Annotated in this window: 15 protein-coding genes; 1 reads left to right on the forward strand and 14 read right to left on the reverse strand. The window is 66.1% G+C overall.

Annotation, left to right across the window (positions count from 1 at the left end):
• Nucleotides 1-73 precede the first annotated feature (73 nt).
• From AC1Q7Q_RS13270 to AC1Q7Q_RS13305, 8 genes are all read right to left on the reverse strand, one after another.
• Nucleotides 74-1,621 carry an acyl-CoA synthetase gene (locus AC1Q7Q_RS13270; protein WP_492376401.1) on the reverse strand — a complete coding sequence of 516 codons (1,548 nt, stop codon included), beginning with the start codon at nt 1,619-1,621 and terminating at the stop codon, nt 74-76.
• 62 nt (nt 1,622-1,683) lie between these two features.
• Entirely contained in the window at nt 1,684-2,760 is a 1,077-nt protein-coding gene (locus tag AC1Q7Q_RS13275) for a branched-chain amino acid ABC transporter permease (RefSeq protein ID WP_043347191.1), read from the reverse strand.
• Nucleotides 2,761-2,777: 17 nt separating this feature from the next.
• Nucleotides 2,778-3,809 (reverse strand): branched-chain amino acid ABC transporter permease, encoded by a 1,032-nt coding sequence (locus AC1Q7Q_RS13280; RefSeq protein WP_174427409.1) that lies wholly within the window; start codon nt 3,807-3,809, stop codon nt 2,778-2,780.
• Between the two features lie 73 nt (nt 3,810-3,882).
• Complete coding sequence (locus tag AC1Q7Q_RS13285; protein WP_492376402.1) at nt 3,883-4,647, reverse strand: ABC transporter ATP-binding protein; 765 nt, start codon at nt 4,645-4,647, stop codon at nt 3,883-3,885.
• On the reverse strand, nt 4,640-5,485 hold the full coding sequence (locus tag AC1Q7Q_RS13290; RefSeq protein WP_492376403.1) for an ABC transporter ATP-binding protein: 846 nt from the start codon (nt 5,483-5,485) through the stop codon (nt 4,640-4,642). Before AC1Q7Q_RS13290 ends, AC1Q7Q_RS13285 begins: the two co-directional genes overlap by 8 nt.
• Nucleotides 5,485-6,669, reverse strand: a complete 1,185-nt coding sequence (locus AC1Q7Q_RS13295) for a substrate-binding domain-containing protein (RefSeq protein WP_492376404.1) — start codon at nt 6,667-6,669, stop codon at nt 5,485-5,487. The genes AC1Q7Q_RS13290 and AC1Q7Q_RS13295 overlap by 1 nt, the downstream gene beginning before the upstream one ends.
• A gap of 148 nt (nt 6,670-6,817) precedes the next feature.
• Complete coding sequence (locus AC1Q7Q_RS13300; protein ID WP_492376405.1) at nt 6,818-7,597, reverse strand: enoyl-CoA hydratase/isomerase family protein; 780 nt, start codon at nt 7,595-7,597, stop codon at nt 6,818-6,820.
• Nucleotides 7,594-8,199: a TetR/AcrR family transcriptional regulator gene (locus AC1Q7Q_RS13305; RefSeq protein WP_006161576.1), complete on the reverse strand. Its 606-nt coding sequence runs from the start codon at nt 8,197-8,199 to the stop codon at nt 7,594-7,596. The genes AC1Q7Q_RS13300 and AC1Q7Q_RS13305 overlap by 4 nt, the downstream gene beginning before the upstream one ends.
• A gap of 229 nt (nt 8,200-8,428) precedes the next feature.
• Here AC1Q7Q_RS13305 and AC1Q7Q_RS13310 point away from each other — a divergent pair, with 229 nt between their 5' ends.
• Nucleotides 8,429-9,352 (forward strand): alpha/beta fold hydrolase, encoded by a 924-nt coding sequence (locus tag AC1Q7Q_RS13310; RefSeq protein ID WP_492376406.1) that lies wholly within the window; start codon nt 8,429-8,431, stop codon nt 9,350-9,352.
• Here AC1Q7Q_RS13310 and crcB read toward each other — a convergent pair.
• The 6 genes from crcB to AC1Q7Q_RS13340 all read right to left on the reverse strand — a co-directional run bounded on the left by crcB (nt 9,334) and on the right by AC1Q7Q_RS13340 (nt 14,729).
• Complete coding sequence (crcB, locus tag AC1Q7Q_RS13315) at nt 9,334-9,714, reverse strand: fluoride efflux transporter CrcB (RefSeq protein WP_492376407.1); 381 nt, start codon at nt 9,712-9,714, stop codon at nt 9,334-9,336. The two genes, AC1Q7Q_RS13310 and crcB, sit on opposite strands and share 19 nt — an antisense overlap.
• On the reverse strand, nt 9,714-10,229 hold the full coding sequence (moaE, locus tag AC1Q7Q_RS13320; RefSeq protein ID WP_492376408.1) for a molybdopterin synthase catalytic subunit MoaE: 516 nt from the start codon (nt 10,227-10,229) through the stop codon (nt 9,714-9,716). The genes crcB and moaE overlap by 1 nt, the downstream gene beginning before the upstream one ends.
• 1 nt (nt 10,230) lies before the next feature.
• Nucleotides 10,231-10,488 (reverse strand): molybdopterin converting factor subunit 1, encoded by a 258-nt coding sequence (gene moaD / locus AC1Q7Q_RS13325; protein ID WP_043347211.1) that lies wholly within the window; start codon nt 10,486-10,488, stop codon nt 10,231-10,233.
• A gap of 14 nt (nt 10,489-10,502) precedes the next feature.
• Nucleotides 10,503-11,744, reverse strand: coding sequence for a molybdopterin molybdotransferase MoeA (locus tag AC1Q7Q_RS13330; RefSeq protein WP_492387168.1), 1,242 nt, complete (start codon nt 11,742-11,744; stop codon nt 10,503-10,505).
• A gap of 217 nt (nt 11,745-11,961) precedes the next feature.
• On the reverse strand, nt 11,962-13,410 hold the full coding sequence (gene thrC, locus AC1Q7Q_RS13335; protein ID WP_492376382.1) for a threonine synthase: 1,449 nt from the start codon (nt 13,408-13,410) through the stop codon (nt 11,962-11,964).
• A gap of 8 nt (nt 13,411-13,418) precedes the next feature.
• The gene (locus tag AC1Q7Q_RS13340) at nt 13,419-14,729 is read right to left on the reverse strand and encodes a homoserine dehydrogenase (RefSeq protein ID WP_006161584.1); all 1,311 of its coding nucleotides are present in this window, start codon (nt 14,727-14,729) and stop codon (nt 13,419-13,421) included.
• Nucleotides 14,730-14,753 lie beyond the last annotated feature (24 nt).

Below are 14,753 nucleotides of genomic sequence, written 5' to 3' on the forward strand. Positions count from 1 at the left end.
ACGCAATACAGAAACGACAGAAACGAGAATTTCACGAGACAGCCACTGCATGACTTCACACGGCGCGCCGCCCTCACTGCGACTGGAAGCGCGCGCGCAGCTTGTGCTTTTCCACCTTGCCCGACGGCGTGCGCGGCAGCGCCTCGATCATCCGCACGTGGCGCGGCACCTTGTAGCTTGCCAGCGCGGCGCGGCAATGCGCGAGCACGCCTTCGGCATCGAGCGCCATGCCGGGCTTTGCTACCACCAGCGCCATGCCGACCTCGCCCCAGCGCGCATCGGGCACGCCGATGACAGCGGCCTCGGATACGGCAGCAAGCTGAAACAGCACATTCTCCACTTCGGCCGGGTAGACGTTCTCACCGCCGGAGATAAACATGTCCTTGGCGCGGTCGACGATGTAGTAGTCGCCCTCCTCGTCCATGTAAGCGATATCGCCCGAATACAGCCAGCCGCCACGGATGGCGGCCTCGGTGGCCTCCTGCAGGTTCCAGTAGCCGGGCGTGACGCCCGGCCCCTTGATCAGCAGCTCGCCACGTTCGCCGGACGCCACGTCGCGGCCCTGCGGATCCACCACCCGCGTCAGCATGGAGCCGACCGGCTTGCCGATGGTGCCGATCTTGCGGCGCGCCGTGGCTTCGTCGCACACGAACACGGTTGGCCCGGTCTCGGTCATGCCAAAGCCGAAGCAGATCGTCACGCCCTTGGCCAGGTAGGCCTCGAGCAGCGGCCGCGGCACCGCGGAGCCGCCCGCGGACATATTGCGCACGCGGGAAAAATCCGCCGCCGCGAAGCCGGCATGCTGGCTCAGGAACAGGTAGACCGCGGGCACGGCGAAGAACATGGTGATGCCCTCCCCGGCGCTGGCATCGAGCTTGCGCAGCGTCACCTCGGCGTCGAACTGCCGCATGATGTGCACGGTGCCGCCGGCATGCAGCACGGGATTGGCGTACAGGTTCAGCCCGCCGGTATGGAAGAACGGCAGCACGTTCAGGAACACGTCGTCGCGCGTGATCTTGTTGGCCAGCATGGCGTTGACGGCGTTGAAAAACACCATGCCGTAGGTCTGGATCACGCCCTTGGGCCGTCCCGTGGTGCCCGAGGTGTAAAGCAGGTGCCAGACCTCGTGCTCATCGCGGCACGGCATCTCGATGACACGCCCGGAACTACCCGCCAGCATCGCTTCGTACTCGGTCCAGCCGCCCGGCACGTCCGCGCTCTCGTCGTCAGCCAGGTGCAAAACCGCGCGCAGCGGCAAGGTGTCGGCAAGCGCGGCGGCGGTGGCAAGAAAGCCATCACCGGCCACCAGCACGTCGGGCGAGCAGTCGCGCAGGATCGGCAGCAGCTCCGCGGCCGCCAGCCGCCAGTTCAGGCAGACCATCACCATGCCGGCCTTGGCGCAGCCATAGAGCATCTCGAAATAGTCCGAGCTGTTGTGGGCCAGTACGGCCACGCGGGCCCCGGGCGCCAGCCCCAAGCGCTCGCCCAGGTATTCCGCGAAGCGGCTGGCGCGCTCGTCGAACTGCCGGTAGGTCACCGTGCGGCCGCTCTCCACGTCAACCAGGGCGACTTTGTCCGGCGTATGCAGGGCATTCTTGTGCAGCCAGTCGACTACGTACATGGTCTGGGATCTCCGCTTGTGGATGTTCTTGTTATCTTGCTAGCCTTTTATTGCATGCAGATCTACGACGCCACCTCGTGCTCGGCGCGATCGCCGCGCAGCCGCCCGACGATGCCTTGCGGGAAGTAATACACGCTGAGGATAAACAACAAGCCGAGCCACAGCAGCCAGCGGTCCGGATGCAGCAGCCCCGACAGCAGCGGGATCGCCGCGGTGGCATCGCTCGCCAGCTTCATCACGTCCTGCAGGTAGGTCTGCGCCACCAGGAACAGCGTGGTGCCGATCAGCGCGCCGTACAGCGTGCCCATGCCACCGATCACCACGATCAGCAGGATATCGACCATGATCTCGAAGGACAACGAGGTGTCCGGGCCGTTGTAGCGCAGCCAGAGCGCCATCAGCACCCCGGCCAGCGTGGCGAACCCGGCCGACAGCACGGTGGACACGGTACGGTACACCACGGTGCGGTAGCCAATGGCCTCGGCCCGGAAATCGTTCTCGCGGATCGCCTGCAGCACCCGGCCGAACGGCGAGTTCACCACGCGCAGCAGCAACAGGAACAACACCAGCGCGCTCGCAAACACGAAGTAATACGAAAACAGCTTGCCGTTGAGCGGCACGCCAAGCCACTCGGCGTCGCCCAGCGAAAAGCCCGGCGTGAACACCTCCGGCACCTTGAAGCTGATGCCATCCTCGCCGCCGGTCCACTCGGAGAGCTGCGACACCAGCGTGGCAAAGGCGGTGGCTACCGCCAGCGTGATCATGGCAAAGAAGATCGCCCTGACCCGCAGCGAGAACAGCCCGATCAGGAAGGCCAGCAGCATCGACACCAGCAGCGCGCCCAACGTGCCGAGCGCCAGCGCGCCCCACCCCGGCTCCAGCCGCGACATGGCGATCGCCACGCCATAGCCGCCAATGCCGAAAAACATGGTGTGGGCAAAGGAGACGATGCCGGTATAGCCGAGCAACAGGTCGTAGCTGGCCACCAGCACCACGAAGATGCAGATCTTGGCCGCCATATTGAGCGCGCGCGCACCAGGAAACAGGAAAGGCGCGCACGCCAGCGCCAGCAGCATGGCCACCAGGATCACGGTCAGCACGCGGCTTCGTGGCAGGTCGCCGGAAAGCAGTCGGGTCATGGTTTTTTCCTAGGCGCTCAGCGCTTGGCTACCGGGTAAAGGCCCTGCGGACGCCACAGCAGGATCATCACCATCAGCAGGATGTTCGAGAACAGCGCCACCTTGGGAAACAGGAAGCCGGTGTAGTTGGCCATCAGGCCCACCAGCAAGGCGCCGACAAAGCAGCCGGTGGTGGAGCCGAGCCCGCCGATGATGATCACGATAAAGATCAGCACATTGACCTGGGCCCCGATGGACGCGGTAATGTTCTGCTGGTACAGCCCCCAAAGCACGCCGCCCATGCCGGCCAGCCCCGCCCCCACCACGAACACGCCGATGAACAAGAGCCGGATGCGGTAGCCGAGCGACTCCACCATCTCGCGGTTCTCCACGCCGGCGCGGATCAGCAGGCCGATGCGCGTGCGGTTGAGCACCAGCACCATGGAGATAAAGATCACCAGCCCGAGCACCACGGCGATGAGCCGGTACTTCTCGATGGCCGCGTCGCCCAGCAGCACCGCGCCGCGGAAGGTGGTGGGCACCTGCAGCGCGATGGTCTCAGCACCCCAGATCGCCTTGATCAGCTGCTCGGCCACGATCATGCCGCCCATGGTGATCAGGATCTGCTTGAGGTGCTGGCCGTAGACCGGGCGCACCACGATGCGCTCGAACAGGAAGCCAATGGCGCCCGCCGCCGCCATCGCCGCCAGGATGGCCAGGCCAAACACCGCCAGGTTAAGCCACAGGCTGTCTGCCTCGACCCAGGCGCCCAGCGGCAGTAGCACGGATGCCGCCACATAGGCTCCCAACGCGATAAACGCGCCGTGCCCGAAGTTGAGCACGTCCATCAGCCCAAACACCAGCGTCAGGCCCGACGACACCACGAACACGATCATGCCCATGGCAAGGCCGGCGATGGTCAGCGTCAGCCAGGTCGAACCGCTGCCGATCAAGGGGTAGGCCAGCAGCATCAGCAGCGGCGCCAGCGCCAGCGGGGTCCAGTCGAGCCGGACCTTGGGCAGATCGGCCGGTGTCGCCGGGGTGGTGGGTAAGGAGCTTGTACTCGCCATTGTCTCGGTCCTGACGATATCTTGTGATGTGTCTTGTTATTTGTCTTGTCCTGCTGGCCACTATTGATACGCGCTACTGGTGCGCCGCCAGCGACAATCCGAGCAGCCGCTGCTGCAGGCTTTCGTCCCCCGCCAGCGCTGCCATCGTTCCCGTATGCACCACGCGTCCGTCATCCATCACGGCAACGGTATCCCCCACCGACTTGGCCATGTGGAAGTTCTGCTCCACCAGCAGGATCGATACGTCCGTCTGCTTGAGCTCGCGGAACACCGTGATCATGTTCTGGATGATGGCCGGCGCCAGGCCCTTGGTCGGCTCGTCCACGATCAGCAGCTTGCGCGGCTCGATGATGGCGCGCGCCACCGACAGCATCTGCTTCTGCCCGCCGGACAGCACGCCGGCGCGCTGGTGCCAGAAGATCTTCAGCGCGGGGAACATGCGGAACACCCAGTCAAGCCGCTGCCCGTCGATCGCGCCGCTGCGCGCGGCCAGCCGCATGTTCTCGGCCACCGTCAGCTCGGAGAACACGCTCATGTTCTCCGGCACATAGGCGATGCCGGCCTGCGCGATGGCGGGCGTGCCGCGGCGCGTGATGTCGGCCCCGTCGAACACGATCCGCCCTTCGCTCGCCTGCCACAGGCTCATGATGGTGCGCAGCGTGGTGGTCTTGCCCGCGCCGTTGCGCCCCAGCAGCATGGTCACGCCGCCGCGCGGCACGGCAAAGCTCACGCCGTGCAGGATGTGATATGGCCCGATATGCGTCTGCACGCCATCCAGGCTCAGGATGGGTGCTGCGGATGCTGGGGATAATGCGGGTGCTGCCGGTGCTTCAGCCATGACTGCCCTCCTGCTGCGCGCTCTCGTCGCCGGCAGCGATGCCCAGGTACGCCTGCTGCACGATCGGCGAGGCGATCACCTCGGCCGGATCACCATCGGCCATCAGGTTGCCGTTATGCAGCACGATGATGCGGTCGGCCAGCGAGCGCACCACATCCATCTTGTGCTCCACCAGCAGCACCGTCTTGCTCTTGTCGCGCTTGATCTCCTGGATCAGGCCGAGGATCACCGGCACCTCGTCCACGCTCATGCCGGCGGTCGGCTCGTCGAACATGAAGATGCGCGGCTGCAGCGCCAGCAGGATGCCCACCTCCAGCTTGCGCTGGTCGCCGTGCGGCAAAGAGGCCACCGGCAGGTGGCGCTTGTCGGCCAGGGCCACCCGTTCGAGACAGTCCTCGGCCTGCTCGCGGACCGCGCGGTTTGCGCTCCACACGCTCCACAGATCCAGCCCGATGCGCCGGCGCGACTGCACTGCCAGGCGCACGTTCTCGAACACCGACAGATTGGGAAACAGGCTGGTCAGCTGGAAGGCGCGGCCAATGCCGCGCAGCGCCTTGTGCGGCACCGGCAGGCGCGTCACGTCCTCGCCGTCGAGCAGGATCTGCCCGGCGCTGGGCGGCAACTGGCCCGAGATCAAGTTGAAGTACGTGGTCTTGCCGGCCCCGTTGGGGCCGACGATGCAGGTCAGCTCGCCGGGATGAAACGCGCAGGACACCGCGTTGACCGCCACGTGGCCGCCAAAGCGGATGGTGAGATCTCGCGTCTCGAGCGCGGGCGGCCCCGCCACCGCCCGCGAGAGCGCTGCCGTTGTATCGATGGAAGCGGCGCCCACTGTCATCACCGCTTGTTGCGGATCGGCACGTTCATTTCTTCCGGCTTGATCTCGCGGACCAGCTCGGGCACCCCCCAGGCGAACGCGGGATCGACCTTGATCTTGAAGTGGTACATCGACTGCAGCGCCTGGTGGTCTTCCTTGCGGAAGGTCATCTTGCCCTTGGGCGTCTCGAACGACATGCCCTCCATCGCGCCGATCAGCTTCTCGGTGTTGGTGTCGCCATTGGTCTTCTTGAGCGCCTCGACCAGCGCGATGCCAGCCGTCATGCCGCCGGCGGTGAAGAAATCGGGCGGCGACTTGAACTTGGTGTAGTGGTTGGACACCAGCCACTCGTTGGCCTTGTTCTTGGGAATGCCGAAGTAGTAATACGTCGCGCCTTCCATGCCGGGGAAGTTCTTGTAGTTGCTCATGGCGGGCAGGATATTGCCGCCGGTGGCGATCTCGATGCCGTAGCGCTTGGGATCGAGGTCGGCAATCTTGAACGGGTTGCCGGCGCCCGCCCAGATGATGAAGATGATCTTGCGGCCCGGCTTGTCCTTGAGCGAATCAAACAAGCGCTGCGCCCCGGCGGTAAAGTCCGTCGTGTTGGTCGGCAGGTATTCCTCGTGCACGATCTTGGCGTTCTTGAGCGCGCCCTTGAAGGCCTTCACGCCGTCACGGCCAAAGGCGTAGTCCTGCGCCAGGGTGGCGATCTGCACGCCGGGCTTGTCCAGCGCCACGGCGTTGGAGATGGCATCCTGCGACGAATTGCGGCCGGTGCGGAAGATGTAGCGGTTCCACTTCTCGCCGGTGATGGAATCCGCCACGGCGGGCTCGACCAGCAGGATCTTCTTGTACTCCTCGGCCACCGGCAGCATCGCCAGCGCCGTGCCGGAGGACGTCGGCCCCACGGCGATATCCGCCCGATCGTCGCTATACGCCGCGGCAAGCTGGGCCTTGGCCACGTCGGGCTTGCCCTGGGTGTCCTTCTCCATCACCACCAGCTTGTTGCCATTGACCATCATGGTGCCGTTGGTGGCGTAATCCAGCCCCATCATCAGCCCGGTCTGGGTCTGCTTGGCGTAGGCCTCGAGCGCCCCGGTCTTGTCGTAGACGTGGGCGATGCGGATGTCCTTGGCAAGGGCGCCGCCGGCGGCCAGCAGGCTGGCCAGTGCGATGGCGCCAGCGGCTTGGTGCTTGAATTGCATTCTTGTCTCCTCTGAGGGTGTCGCTTGTCGTTGCAAGTGCAGATCCTGCCTGCTTGTTGCTGCTTCGCTTTCCTGTACTCGTTCCTGCGCTCGTGTCTGTGCTCGTGTCTGTGCTCTTTCCTGCCGTCCTGCCTTTCCGTTTGCTGCCTTAGCCTGTGCAGCCATCGCCAAGGAAGCGGCGCATGCCTGCCGCAGCCTCGGCGCTCGTCACCTGCGCCACGAACGCCACGCGCTCGCGCTCCAACCCGGCGGCCAGCACATCGGCATCCCAGCGCAGCAGCGCGCGCGTATGCGCCACGCTGCCCGGTACCTTGTCCTTCAGGCCGGCCGCCAGGGACAACGCCATCGCCTCGGCCTCGCGGGCCGGCGCGAGATGCGTCGCCAGGCCCAGTGCCACGGCCTGGCTGGCCGTCAGCGTGGTGTTCTCAAGCTGGATCGCCCGCGCGCGCGCGGCGCCGATCAGTTGCGGCAGCATCGCCGTCCAGCCACCGTCCGGGCTGAATCCCACCACGGTGTAGTAAGGCGCAATGCGCGTGCCCTCGCCCAGCACCGTCATGTCGCAGGCCAGCACCAATCCCAGTGAGCCTCCCGTCAGCCAGCCCTCCACCGCCGCGATCACCGGGCGGCGCAGCGCCGCCAGGCGCAGGATGGCTGCGTTGAGCAGGCCGAGCAGACGCTGCGCATACTGCGCCAACTCCGCGCTTTGCGGCACAAAGGCGGCAAAAGCACCGACATCGCCGCCCGTGGAAAAAGAGCGCCCCGCATGGCTCAGCACCACGGCGCGCACCTCCGGGTCCGCCTCCATGCGCTCCAGCGCGGCCAGCAGCGCTTCGAGCAGTTCCGGCACCAGGCTGTTGTGCCGCTCGGCGCGATTGAGCCGAAGCACGGCCGTGCCGCCAACACGTTCGACCAGCACCAACGCGCTCATCGCGCCGCCAGCCCGTGCGAAATCATGTCGAAGGCCGTATCGACCACCTTGTCCATCGACGCCGGCCGTTTCCACAGTGCATAACGCATGCCTAGGAAATTGCTGATGCCGATCAGGCACCACGCCCGCACTTCAGCGTCGCCCGGCGAGATCTCACCCTGCTCCTCGGCCTTGCCCAGGCGCCGGCTGTAGACGTCGGCGAACACCTGGAAGTAACTGCTGTAGATGGTCTCGTCAACCGAGTAGGAATCGAGCACGATGCGGTACAGATTCTTGTGGCGCGACACAAAGGACAGGAAAGCCTTGAGCCCGAGCCGCTCGGCCTCGATCTGCGTCTGCGCCGGCCCCACGTGCTTGCGCAAGTGGGCCCGCACCAGTTCCAGCATGTGCTGCACCAGCGCGCGGAAGATGTCTTCCTTGTCCTTGAAATAGAGATAAAAGGTGCCCATGGCCACCTCTGCCTCCTGCGTGATCTCTGAGATCGAAGCCACGTAGTAGCCCTTCTCGCCGAACACTTTCTCGGCGGCGCGCAGCAGCGCTTCGCGGGTCTTCTGGCCGCGCGCGGTCTTGGGCTGGCTTACGCCGGATTCGGTAAGGGACATCGGGGCTCCGCGTTGGCTGGTCAGACCGGGAAACGGCAGTCAGGCAGCGGCATTGCACCGCGGAAACTGCCTCCTCCGGCGACCCTCAAAACATGATAACTGATTCATGTTTCATGATATAAAGTTAGCGATCCGTATGTCAATACATGGCTTACCCGGAGCTTTGGCCACGCACGTGGCCAGGCCATATGCCCAGACTGCAAGTTCGCCATTGGATGCTTCGCACGCGATGACTAACGCCGAGCCCGCCCCCGCCTTCGATAGCCACCCTGCTTGCGGTTCGCGGCCCGGCTGGCGGGAGGCCGGCGATGGCCGGGCACTGCTGTTGCTGCACGGTTGGTCGCTATCCGGCGAGGCGTTCGAGGGGCAGCGCGCGCTGGCGCGTGATGGCTATCGTGTGATCGCCCCGGACCATGCCGGGCATGGCTTGTCTGCTGCACTGCCGCACGCCGGACAAGCCAGCCTTGCGCAGCTTGCCGCCGATGCTGCCGGGTTGATCGGGTACCTGGGATTACGGGACGTGGTGGTGATTGGGTGGTCGATGGGCGCCATGGTGGCCTGGGAGTTGATGCGCGGTGAGCCCACCCTGCCCCTGGCGGCAATCGGCGCCATCGACATGACACCGCGGCTGGCCAGCGCGGCGGACTGGCCGCATGGCCTGCATGCGCACTACGACACCGCGCAGGCAGCCCACATGGCCGCGCACGTGCGCCGGGACTGGCCGCGCCTGATCGATTCGGTGCGCGCCGGCTTATGGGCTGCCGGCAGCAAACCCGATGCGCACGAGACGGACCGGATCGCCGGCATCATGCGCCAGTGCGCGCCGGATGCGCTTGCCGCGTTGTGGGAAGACATGGCCCGCCAGGATTACCGCCCGGCGTTGCGCCAGGCTCGCCTGCCGTTATTCCATCTGGTTGGGGAGCGCAGCCGCCTCTACGCGCCGGCAGTGGGACAGGCTACGCTGGCACTGCAGCCGGCTGCCCGGCTTGTCACCATCGACGGCACCGGCCATGCCCCGCATATGGAACGGCCGGCCGCCTTCAACGCCGCGCTGGCGCAGATGCTTGCGTGGCTGGATTCATTGGAGTCATTGGATTCATTGGAGTCCTCAGGCTCATTGGCTTCTACGGGCGCTCAGGCCAGCAGCCGGTAGGTCCACAAGCCCAGTACGGTCAGCAGCAGCGAGCCGCCAAGGTGCGCCAGCAGGTGCACCGCCGCCCAGCCATAATCGCCCGCCATCAGGTTGCCCACGACCTCGCTGGAGAACGTGGAAAACGTGGTCAGGCCGCCCAGGAAGCCGGTCACCGCCAGCAAGCGCCATTCGGGTGACAACTCCACATGCGCACCGAAGAATCCCACCGCCAGACCGATCAGGTAGCCGCCGACCAGGTTGGCCGTCAGTGTTCCATAGGGCAACGCTGGGTTGGCGGCATTCCACAGCACGGAGAACGCCCAGCGCAGCCAAGCCCCCACCGCGGCCCCGACCCCGACCGCCACAAAACCGAGCGCGCCCATCAGCGCTTGAGACCCAAGGGCTCCACCGGCTCCGCCTCGCCTTCGCCGCTGGCATTGAGCGAGCGAATGCCCCAGCGCGCCAGCGCGGACGCATCGGTCACGCGCGCGTCGACCCAGCGCGCGCCGTCCGGCGTCTGCTCCTTCTTCCAGAACGGCGCCTCCGACTTGAGGTAATCCATAATGAATTCGCAGGCGGCAAAAGCATTGCCGCGATGGGCTGAGGCCACCGCCACCAGCACGATCTGGTCCAGCGGCAGCAAGGGGCCAACGCGATGCACAATGGTGACGCCAAGCAGCGCCCAGCGCTCCCGCGCCACCGCTTCGATCCGGGCCAGCGCCTTTTCGGTCATGCCGGGATAATGCTCCAGCTCCATCGCGCTGACCGCGCTGCCGTCGTTCATGTCGCGCACCGTGCCAACAAAACTGGCCACCGCGCCCACGCCTGGCTGCTCGCGGCGCAGTGCCGTCACCTCGGCGCCCAGGTCGAAATCCTCGCGCTGTACTCTGACGCTCATTTCAGCCTCCGGTCACGGGCGGAAAAAACGCCACTTCGCAGCCCTCGGCCAACACGCTGTCCGCACTGGCCACCTCGTGGTCCACGGCCATGCGCAAGGCACGGCCCTCGGCCAACACCTCGGCCCACGCGCCGCCGCGGGCTCCAAGCCAATGGCGCAGGTCCGCCACGGTAGCCACCTCGGCCGGCACCGCGACACGCTCCTGCCCCAGGCCCAGCTGCTCGCGCACGCTGGCAAAAAAACGGAGTTCGATGTTCATGGCGGTCTCGCTCCTTATGCCAGCAGGCCGTCGAAACCGATGTACTGCACGGTATCTCCCCGCGCGATCGGCTGGTTGGGCGGGTTGTCGACCAGGCCCTCGCCCCACACCGTGGAAGTGAGCACACCCGAGCTCTGGTTGGGGAACAAGTCGAGCCCGCCGGCCTGGTTGAGGCGCACGCGCAGGAACTCGTTGCGGCGGTCGCCCTTGGGCAGGTCGAAATCGGCACGTAGCGGCAGCCGGCGCGGCATCACGTCCTGCACGCCTTGCAGCCGCAGGATGAAAGGCCGCACAAACAGCAGGAAGGTGACGAAGCTCGAGACCGGATTGCCCGGCAGCCCCAGGAAAAATACCGGCGCCTGCCCAGTGCGCGCCACCTCGCCGAAAGCCAGCGGCTTGCCCGGCTTGATAGCGATCTGCCACAGGTTGAGCCGGCCTTCGGCCTCGACCGCCGGCTTGATATGGTCTTCCTCGCCCACCGAGACGCCGCCCGAGGTGATGATCAGGTCATGCCCCTCGGCCGCCCGGCGCAAGGTGTCGCGCGTCGCGGCCAGGGTGTCAGGCACGATGCCGAAATCGCTGACCTCGCAGCCGAGGTTTTCCAGCAGCCCGCGCAGCGTGAATCGGTTGGAGTTGTAGATGGCGCCCGGCTTGAGCGGCTCGCCCGGCATGGCGAGTTCGTCGCCGGTAAAGAACACGGCCACCTTGACGCGCCGCACCACGTCCAGCGACGCCTGCCCCACCGAGGCCGCCAGGCCCAGCGCCTGCGGCGTCAGGCGCGTGCCGGCCGGCAGGATCACGCTGCCGGCGCGGATGTCCTCGCCGGCCCGGCGGATCCACTCGCCCGGCTGCGGCGTGTGATTGACGATCACATCCTCACCCTGCGCCACGCACTGCTCCTGCATGACCACCGCGTCGGCCCCCGGCGGAATCAGCCCACCGGTAAAGATGCGCGCCGCCGTGCCAGCCGCCAGTGCCGTGCCGACATGGCCGGCGGGGATGCGCTGGGCCACGCGCAGGCGCGTGCCTGGCGCCGTCAGGTCGGCGCTGCGCACCGCGTAGCCATCCATCGAGGTGTTGTCAGCCGGCGGCACGTCCAGCGTGCTCGACACCGGCGCAGCCAGCACGCGGCCATTGGCGTCGAGCGTGGCGATGCGCTCTGCCTCGGCGAGCGGGCGGGCGCCGGCCAGCAAGGCTTCGAGGGCCTGGGCCATGGTCAACATGGGGGGGCGGGCGGGCGCGGCGGCTTCGGTCATGAGGAAAACGGGTAAGTGAGACAGCGTAGTCAGCGTAAGCAGCGTAGGCAGTGTCAGACCGCAAACCCATGGCCATTCAGCGCCCATGGGAAACGGCCCGCGTACCGCCCCCGATACATCCGGAGCAATGCGAGGGCCGTGCGATTTCTGCTCGGCAAGTCTGATTGTAGCGAGTTGGCGCGCTGCCGGCAGGAACACCGCCGGCAGCGCCCGGGGCTTACAGGCCGGTGTGGCCGGCGATGTAGGCCTTGATGCGGTCGGCATCCGCCGGCATCACCTCGAAGCGCTGCGGCAGGTTTTCGATGCCTTCGAAGGCTGCCGGACGCTCCGGCTCATGGCCAAGCGCCTCGCGGATGGTGTCGGCGAACTTGGCCGGCAGCGCGGTCTCCAGCACCAGCATCGGCACACCGGGCGTGAGATGCTCGCGCGCGACCTTGATGCCATCGGCGGTGTGGGTGTCGATGGTGATGCCGTAGCGCTCGGACAGGTCGCGGATGGTGGCGAGGCGATCTTCATGCGTGCTGCGGCCCGAGACAAAGCCGAAGGCGCGGATGCGCTCGAATTCCGGTGTGCCGGACAGGTCGAAGCCACCCTTGGTGTCGACGTCTTCGCGGAACATCTTGGCCAGCTTGTCGCCATCGCGGCCCAGCAGGTCGAAGACAAAACGCTCGAAGTTCGACGCCTTCGAGATGTCCATGCTCGGACTGGAGGTGTGATACGTCTCGGCCGACTTGCGCACGCGGTAAGTACCGGTGCGGAAGAACTCGTCGAGCACGTCGTTCTCGTTGGTGGCAACCACCAGCTTGTCGATCGGCAGGCCCATCATGCGCGCGATATGGCCGGCGCAGACGTTGCCGAAATTGCCCGACGGCACGCAGAACGAGACCTTCTGGCCCGGGCCGTCGGTAGCCAGCAGCCAGCCCTTGAAGTAGTACACCACCTGGGCCACCACGCGTGCCCAGTTGATCGAGTTGACCGTGCCGATCTTCTGGCGAGCCTTGTAGCCGAGGTCGTTGGAGACCGCCTTGACAATGTCCTGGCAGTCGTCGAACACCCCTTCCACCGCCAGGTTGAAGATGTTCGGGTCCTGCAGGCTGAACATCTGCGCGGTCTGGAACGCGCTCATCTTGCGGTGCGGGCTGAGCATGAAGACACGGATGCCGCGCTTGCCGCGCATGGCGTATTCCGCAGCGCTGCCGGTATCGCCGGAGGTAGCACCCAGGATGTTCAGCTCCTGTCCGGCACGCGCGAGCGCGTACTCGAACAGGTTGCCGAGCAGTTGCATGGCCATGTCCTTGAAGGCCAGCGTGGGGCCATTGGACAGGCCCAGCAGCTGCAGCTGCGTGCCGCCCTCTTCGCCCAGCGTGCGCAGCGGGGTGATGTCGGCGGTGTTGTCGCCAGGGCGGGCGTTGCAGTACACCTCGGCGGTGTAGGTCTTGCGCGTCAGGGCGCGCAGGTCCTCGGCCGGGATGTCGCCGCAGAAGCGGGACAGGACTTCAAAGGCGAGATCGGCGTACGACAGCTTGCGCCAGGCTTCCAGCTCGTCGGCCGTGACCTGCGGGTACTCCCGGGGCAGGTACAGGCCACCGTCCGGCGCCAGGCCGCCCAGCAGGATCTCGGAGAAGGTTTGCGGCATCTCATGGCCGCGCGTCGACTGGTATTTCATCGGTGCGTTCAGTTCAGTTCTTCCATGCGCAGGCGCGTGACGGCCGACAGCACGGTCGGCAGCGCCTCGATCTTGGCGATGGCGGCGTTGACCTGCTTCTCGAGGGTGAGGTGCGAGAGCATGATGATGTCGGTCTGCGGCTCGCCTTCACGCGACTCCTTCTGCAGCATGGCATCGATGGAGATGCCGGCGTCAGCCAGGATGCGGGTGATGTCGGCCAGCACGCCGGTCTCGTCCGCCACGCGCATGCGCAAGTAGTACGAGCTGGTGACTTCCTCGATCGGCAGCACCGGCACGCTGGACAGTTCGTCCGGCTGGAAAGCCAGGTGCGGCACGCGGTGCTCGGGGTCGGCAGTGTGCAGGCGGGTCACGTCGACCAGGTCGGCGATCACGGCCGAAGCGGTCGGCTCGGCGCCAGCGCCCTTGCCGTAGTACAGCGTGGCGCCCACGGCATCACCTTGCACCAGCACGGCGTTCATGGCGCCTTCCACGTTGGCGATCAGGCGCTTGGCCGGCACCAGCGTCGGGTGCACGCGCAGCTCGATGCCGTTTTCGCGACGGCGCGTCAGGCCCAGCAGCTTGATGCGGTAGCCCAGCTCTTCCGCGTAGCGGATATCCACGGCCGACAGCTTGGTGATGCCTTCCACGTAGGCCTTGTCGAACTGCACCGGCATGCCGAAGGCGATCGAGCTCATCAACGTGATCTTGTGCGCGGCGTCGATGCCTTCGATGTCGAAGGTGGGATCGGCCTCGGCATAGCCCAGCGCTTGCGCTTGCTTGAGCACGGTGTCGAAGTCCAGGCCCTTGTCGCGCATTTCCGACAAGATGAAGTTGGTGGTGCCGTTGATGATGCCGGCGATCCACTCGATGCGGTTGGCGGTGAGGCCTTCGCGCAGCGCCTTGATGATGGGGATGCCGCCGGCTACCGCGGCTTCGAAGGCGACGATCACACCCTTCTTGCGCGCGGCTTCGAAGATCTCGTTGCCATGCACGGCCAGCAGCGCCTTGTTGGCGGTGACCACGTGCTTGCCGTTCTCGATGGCCTTGAGCACCAGCTCGCGGGCGATGCCATAGCCGCCAATCAGCTCGATCACGATGTCGATCTCGGGGCGGGTGACGACCTCGTTGGCGTCGGCCACCACCTCGACCTGCCCACCGGTCAGCTCGCGGGCGCGCTCGGTGTTGAGGTCGGCCACCATGGCAATCTCGATGCCGCGCCCGGCGCGGCGGCGGATTTCTTCCTGGTTACGTTGCAGCACATTGAACGTGCCGCTACCGACGGTACCGATGCCAAGCAGGCCTACTTTGATGGGATTCATGGACGATCTGACTCTGAGTTGCTG

Source organism: Cupriavidus sp. GW823-FHT07A04 (genome assembly GCF_058794615.1).

Excerpts from the sequence above, each read along its gene's own strand:
- AC1Q7Q_RS13270 (WP_492376401.1), bottom strand. The coding sequence starts at position 1,621 with ATGTACGTAGTCGACTGGCTGCACAAGAATGCCCTGCATACGCCGGAC.
- AC1Q7Q_RS13275 (WP_043347191.1), bottom strand. The coding sequence starts at position 2,760 with ATGACCCGACTGCTTTCCGGCGACCTGCCACGAAGCCGCGTGCTGACC.
- AC1Q7Q_RS13280 (WP_174427409.1), bottom strand. The coding sequence starts at position 3,809 with ATGGCGAGTACAAGCTCCTTACCCACCACCCCGGCGACACCGGCCGAT.
- AC1Q7Q_RS13285 (WP_492376402.1), bottom strand. The coding sequence starts at position 4,647 with ATGGCTGAAGCACCGGCAGCACCCGCATTATCCCCAGCATCCGCAGCA.
- AC1Q7Q_RS13290 (WP_492376403.1), bottom strand. The coding sequence starts at position 5,485 with ATGACAGTGGGCGCCGCTTCCATCGATACAACGGCAGCGCTCTCGCGG.
- AC1Q7Q_RS13295 (WP_492376404.1), bottom strand. The coding sequence starts at position 6,669 with ATGCAATTCAAGCACCAAGCCGCTGGCGCCATCGCACTGGCCAGCCTG.
- AC1Q7Q_RS13300 (WP_492376405.1), bottom strand. The coding sequence starts at position 7,597 with ATGAGCGCGTTGGTGCTGGTCGAACGTGTTGGCGGCACGGCCGTGCTT.
- AC1Q7Q_RS13305 (WP_006161576.1), bottom strand. The coding sequence starts at position 8,199 with ATGTCCCTTACCGAATCCGGCGTAAGCCAGCCCAAGACCGCGCGCGGC.
- AC1Q7Q_RS13310 (WP_492376406.1), top strand. The coding sequence starts at position 8,429 with ATGACTAACGCCGAGCCCGCCCCCGCCTTCGATAGCCACCCTGCTTGC.
- crcB (WP_492376407.1), bottom strand. The coding sequence starts at position 9,714 with ATGGGCGCGCTCGGTTTTGTGGCGGTCGGGGTCGGGGCCGCGGTGGGG.
- moaE (WP_492376408.1), bottom strand. The coding sequence starts at position 10,229 with ATGAGCGTCAGAGTACAGCGCGAGGATTTCGACCTGGGCGCCGAGGTG.
- moaD (WP_043347211.1), bottom strand. The coding sequence starts at position 10,488 with ATGAACATCGAACTCCGTTTTTTTGCCAGCGTGCGCGAGCAGCTGGGC.
- AC1Q7Q_RS13330 (WP_492387168.1), bottom strand. The coding sequence starts at position 11,744 with ATGACCGAAGCCGCCGCGCCCGCCCGCCCCCCCATGTTGACCATGGCC.
- thrC (WP_492376382.1), bottom strand. The coding sequence starts at position 13,410 with ATGAAATACCAGTCGACGCGCGGCCATGAGATGCCGCAAACCTTCTCC.
- AC1Q7Q_RS13340 (WP_006161584.1), bottom strand. The coding sequence starts at position 14,729 with ATGAATCCCATCAAAGTAGGCCTGCTTGGCATCGGTACCGTCGGTAGC.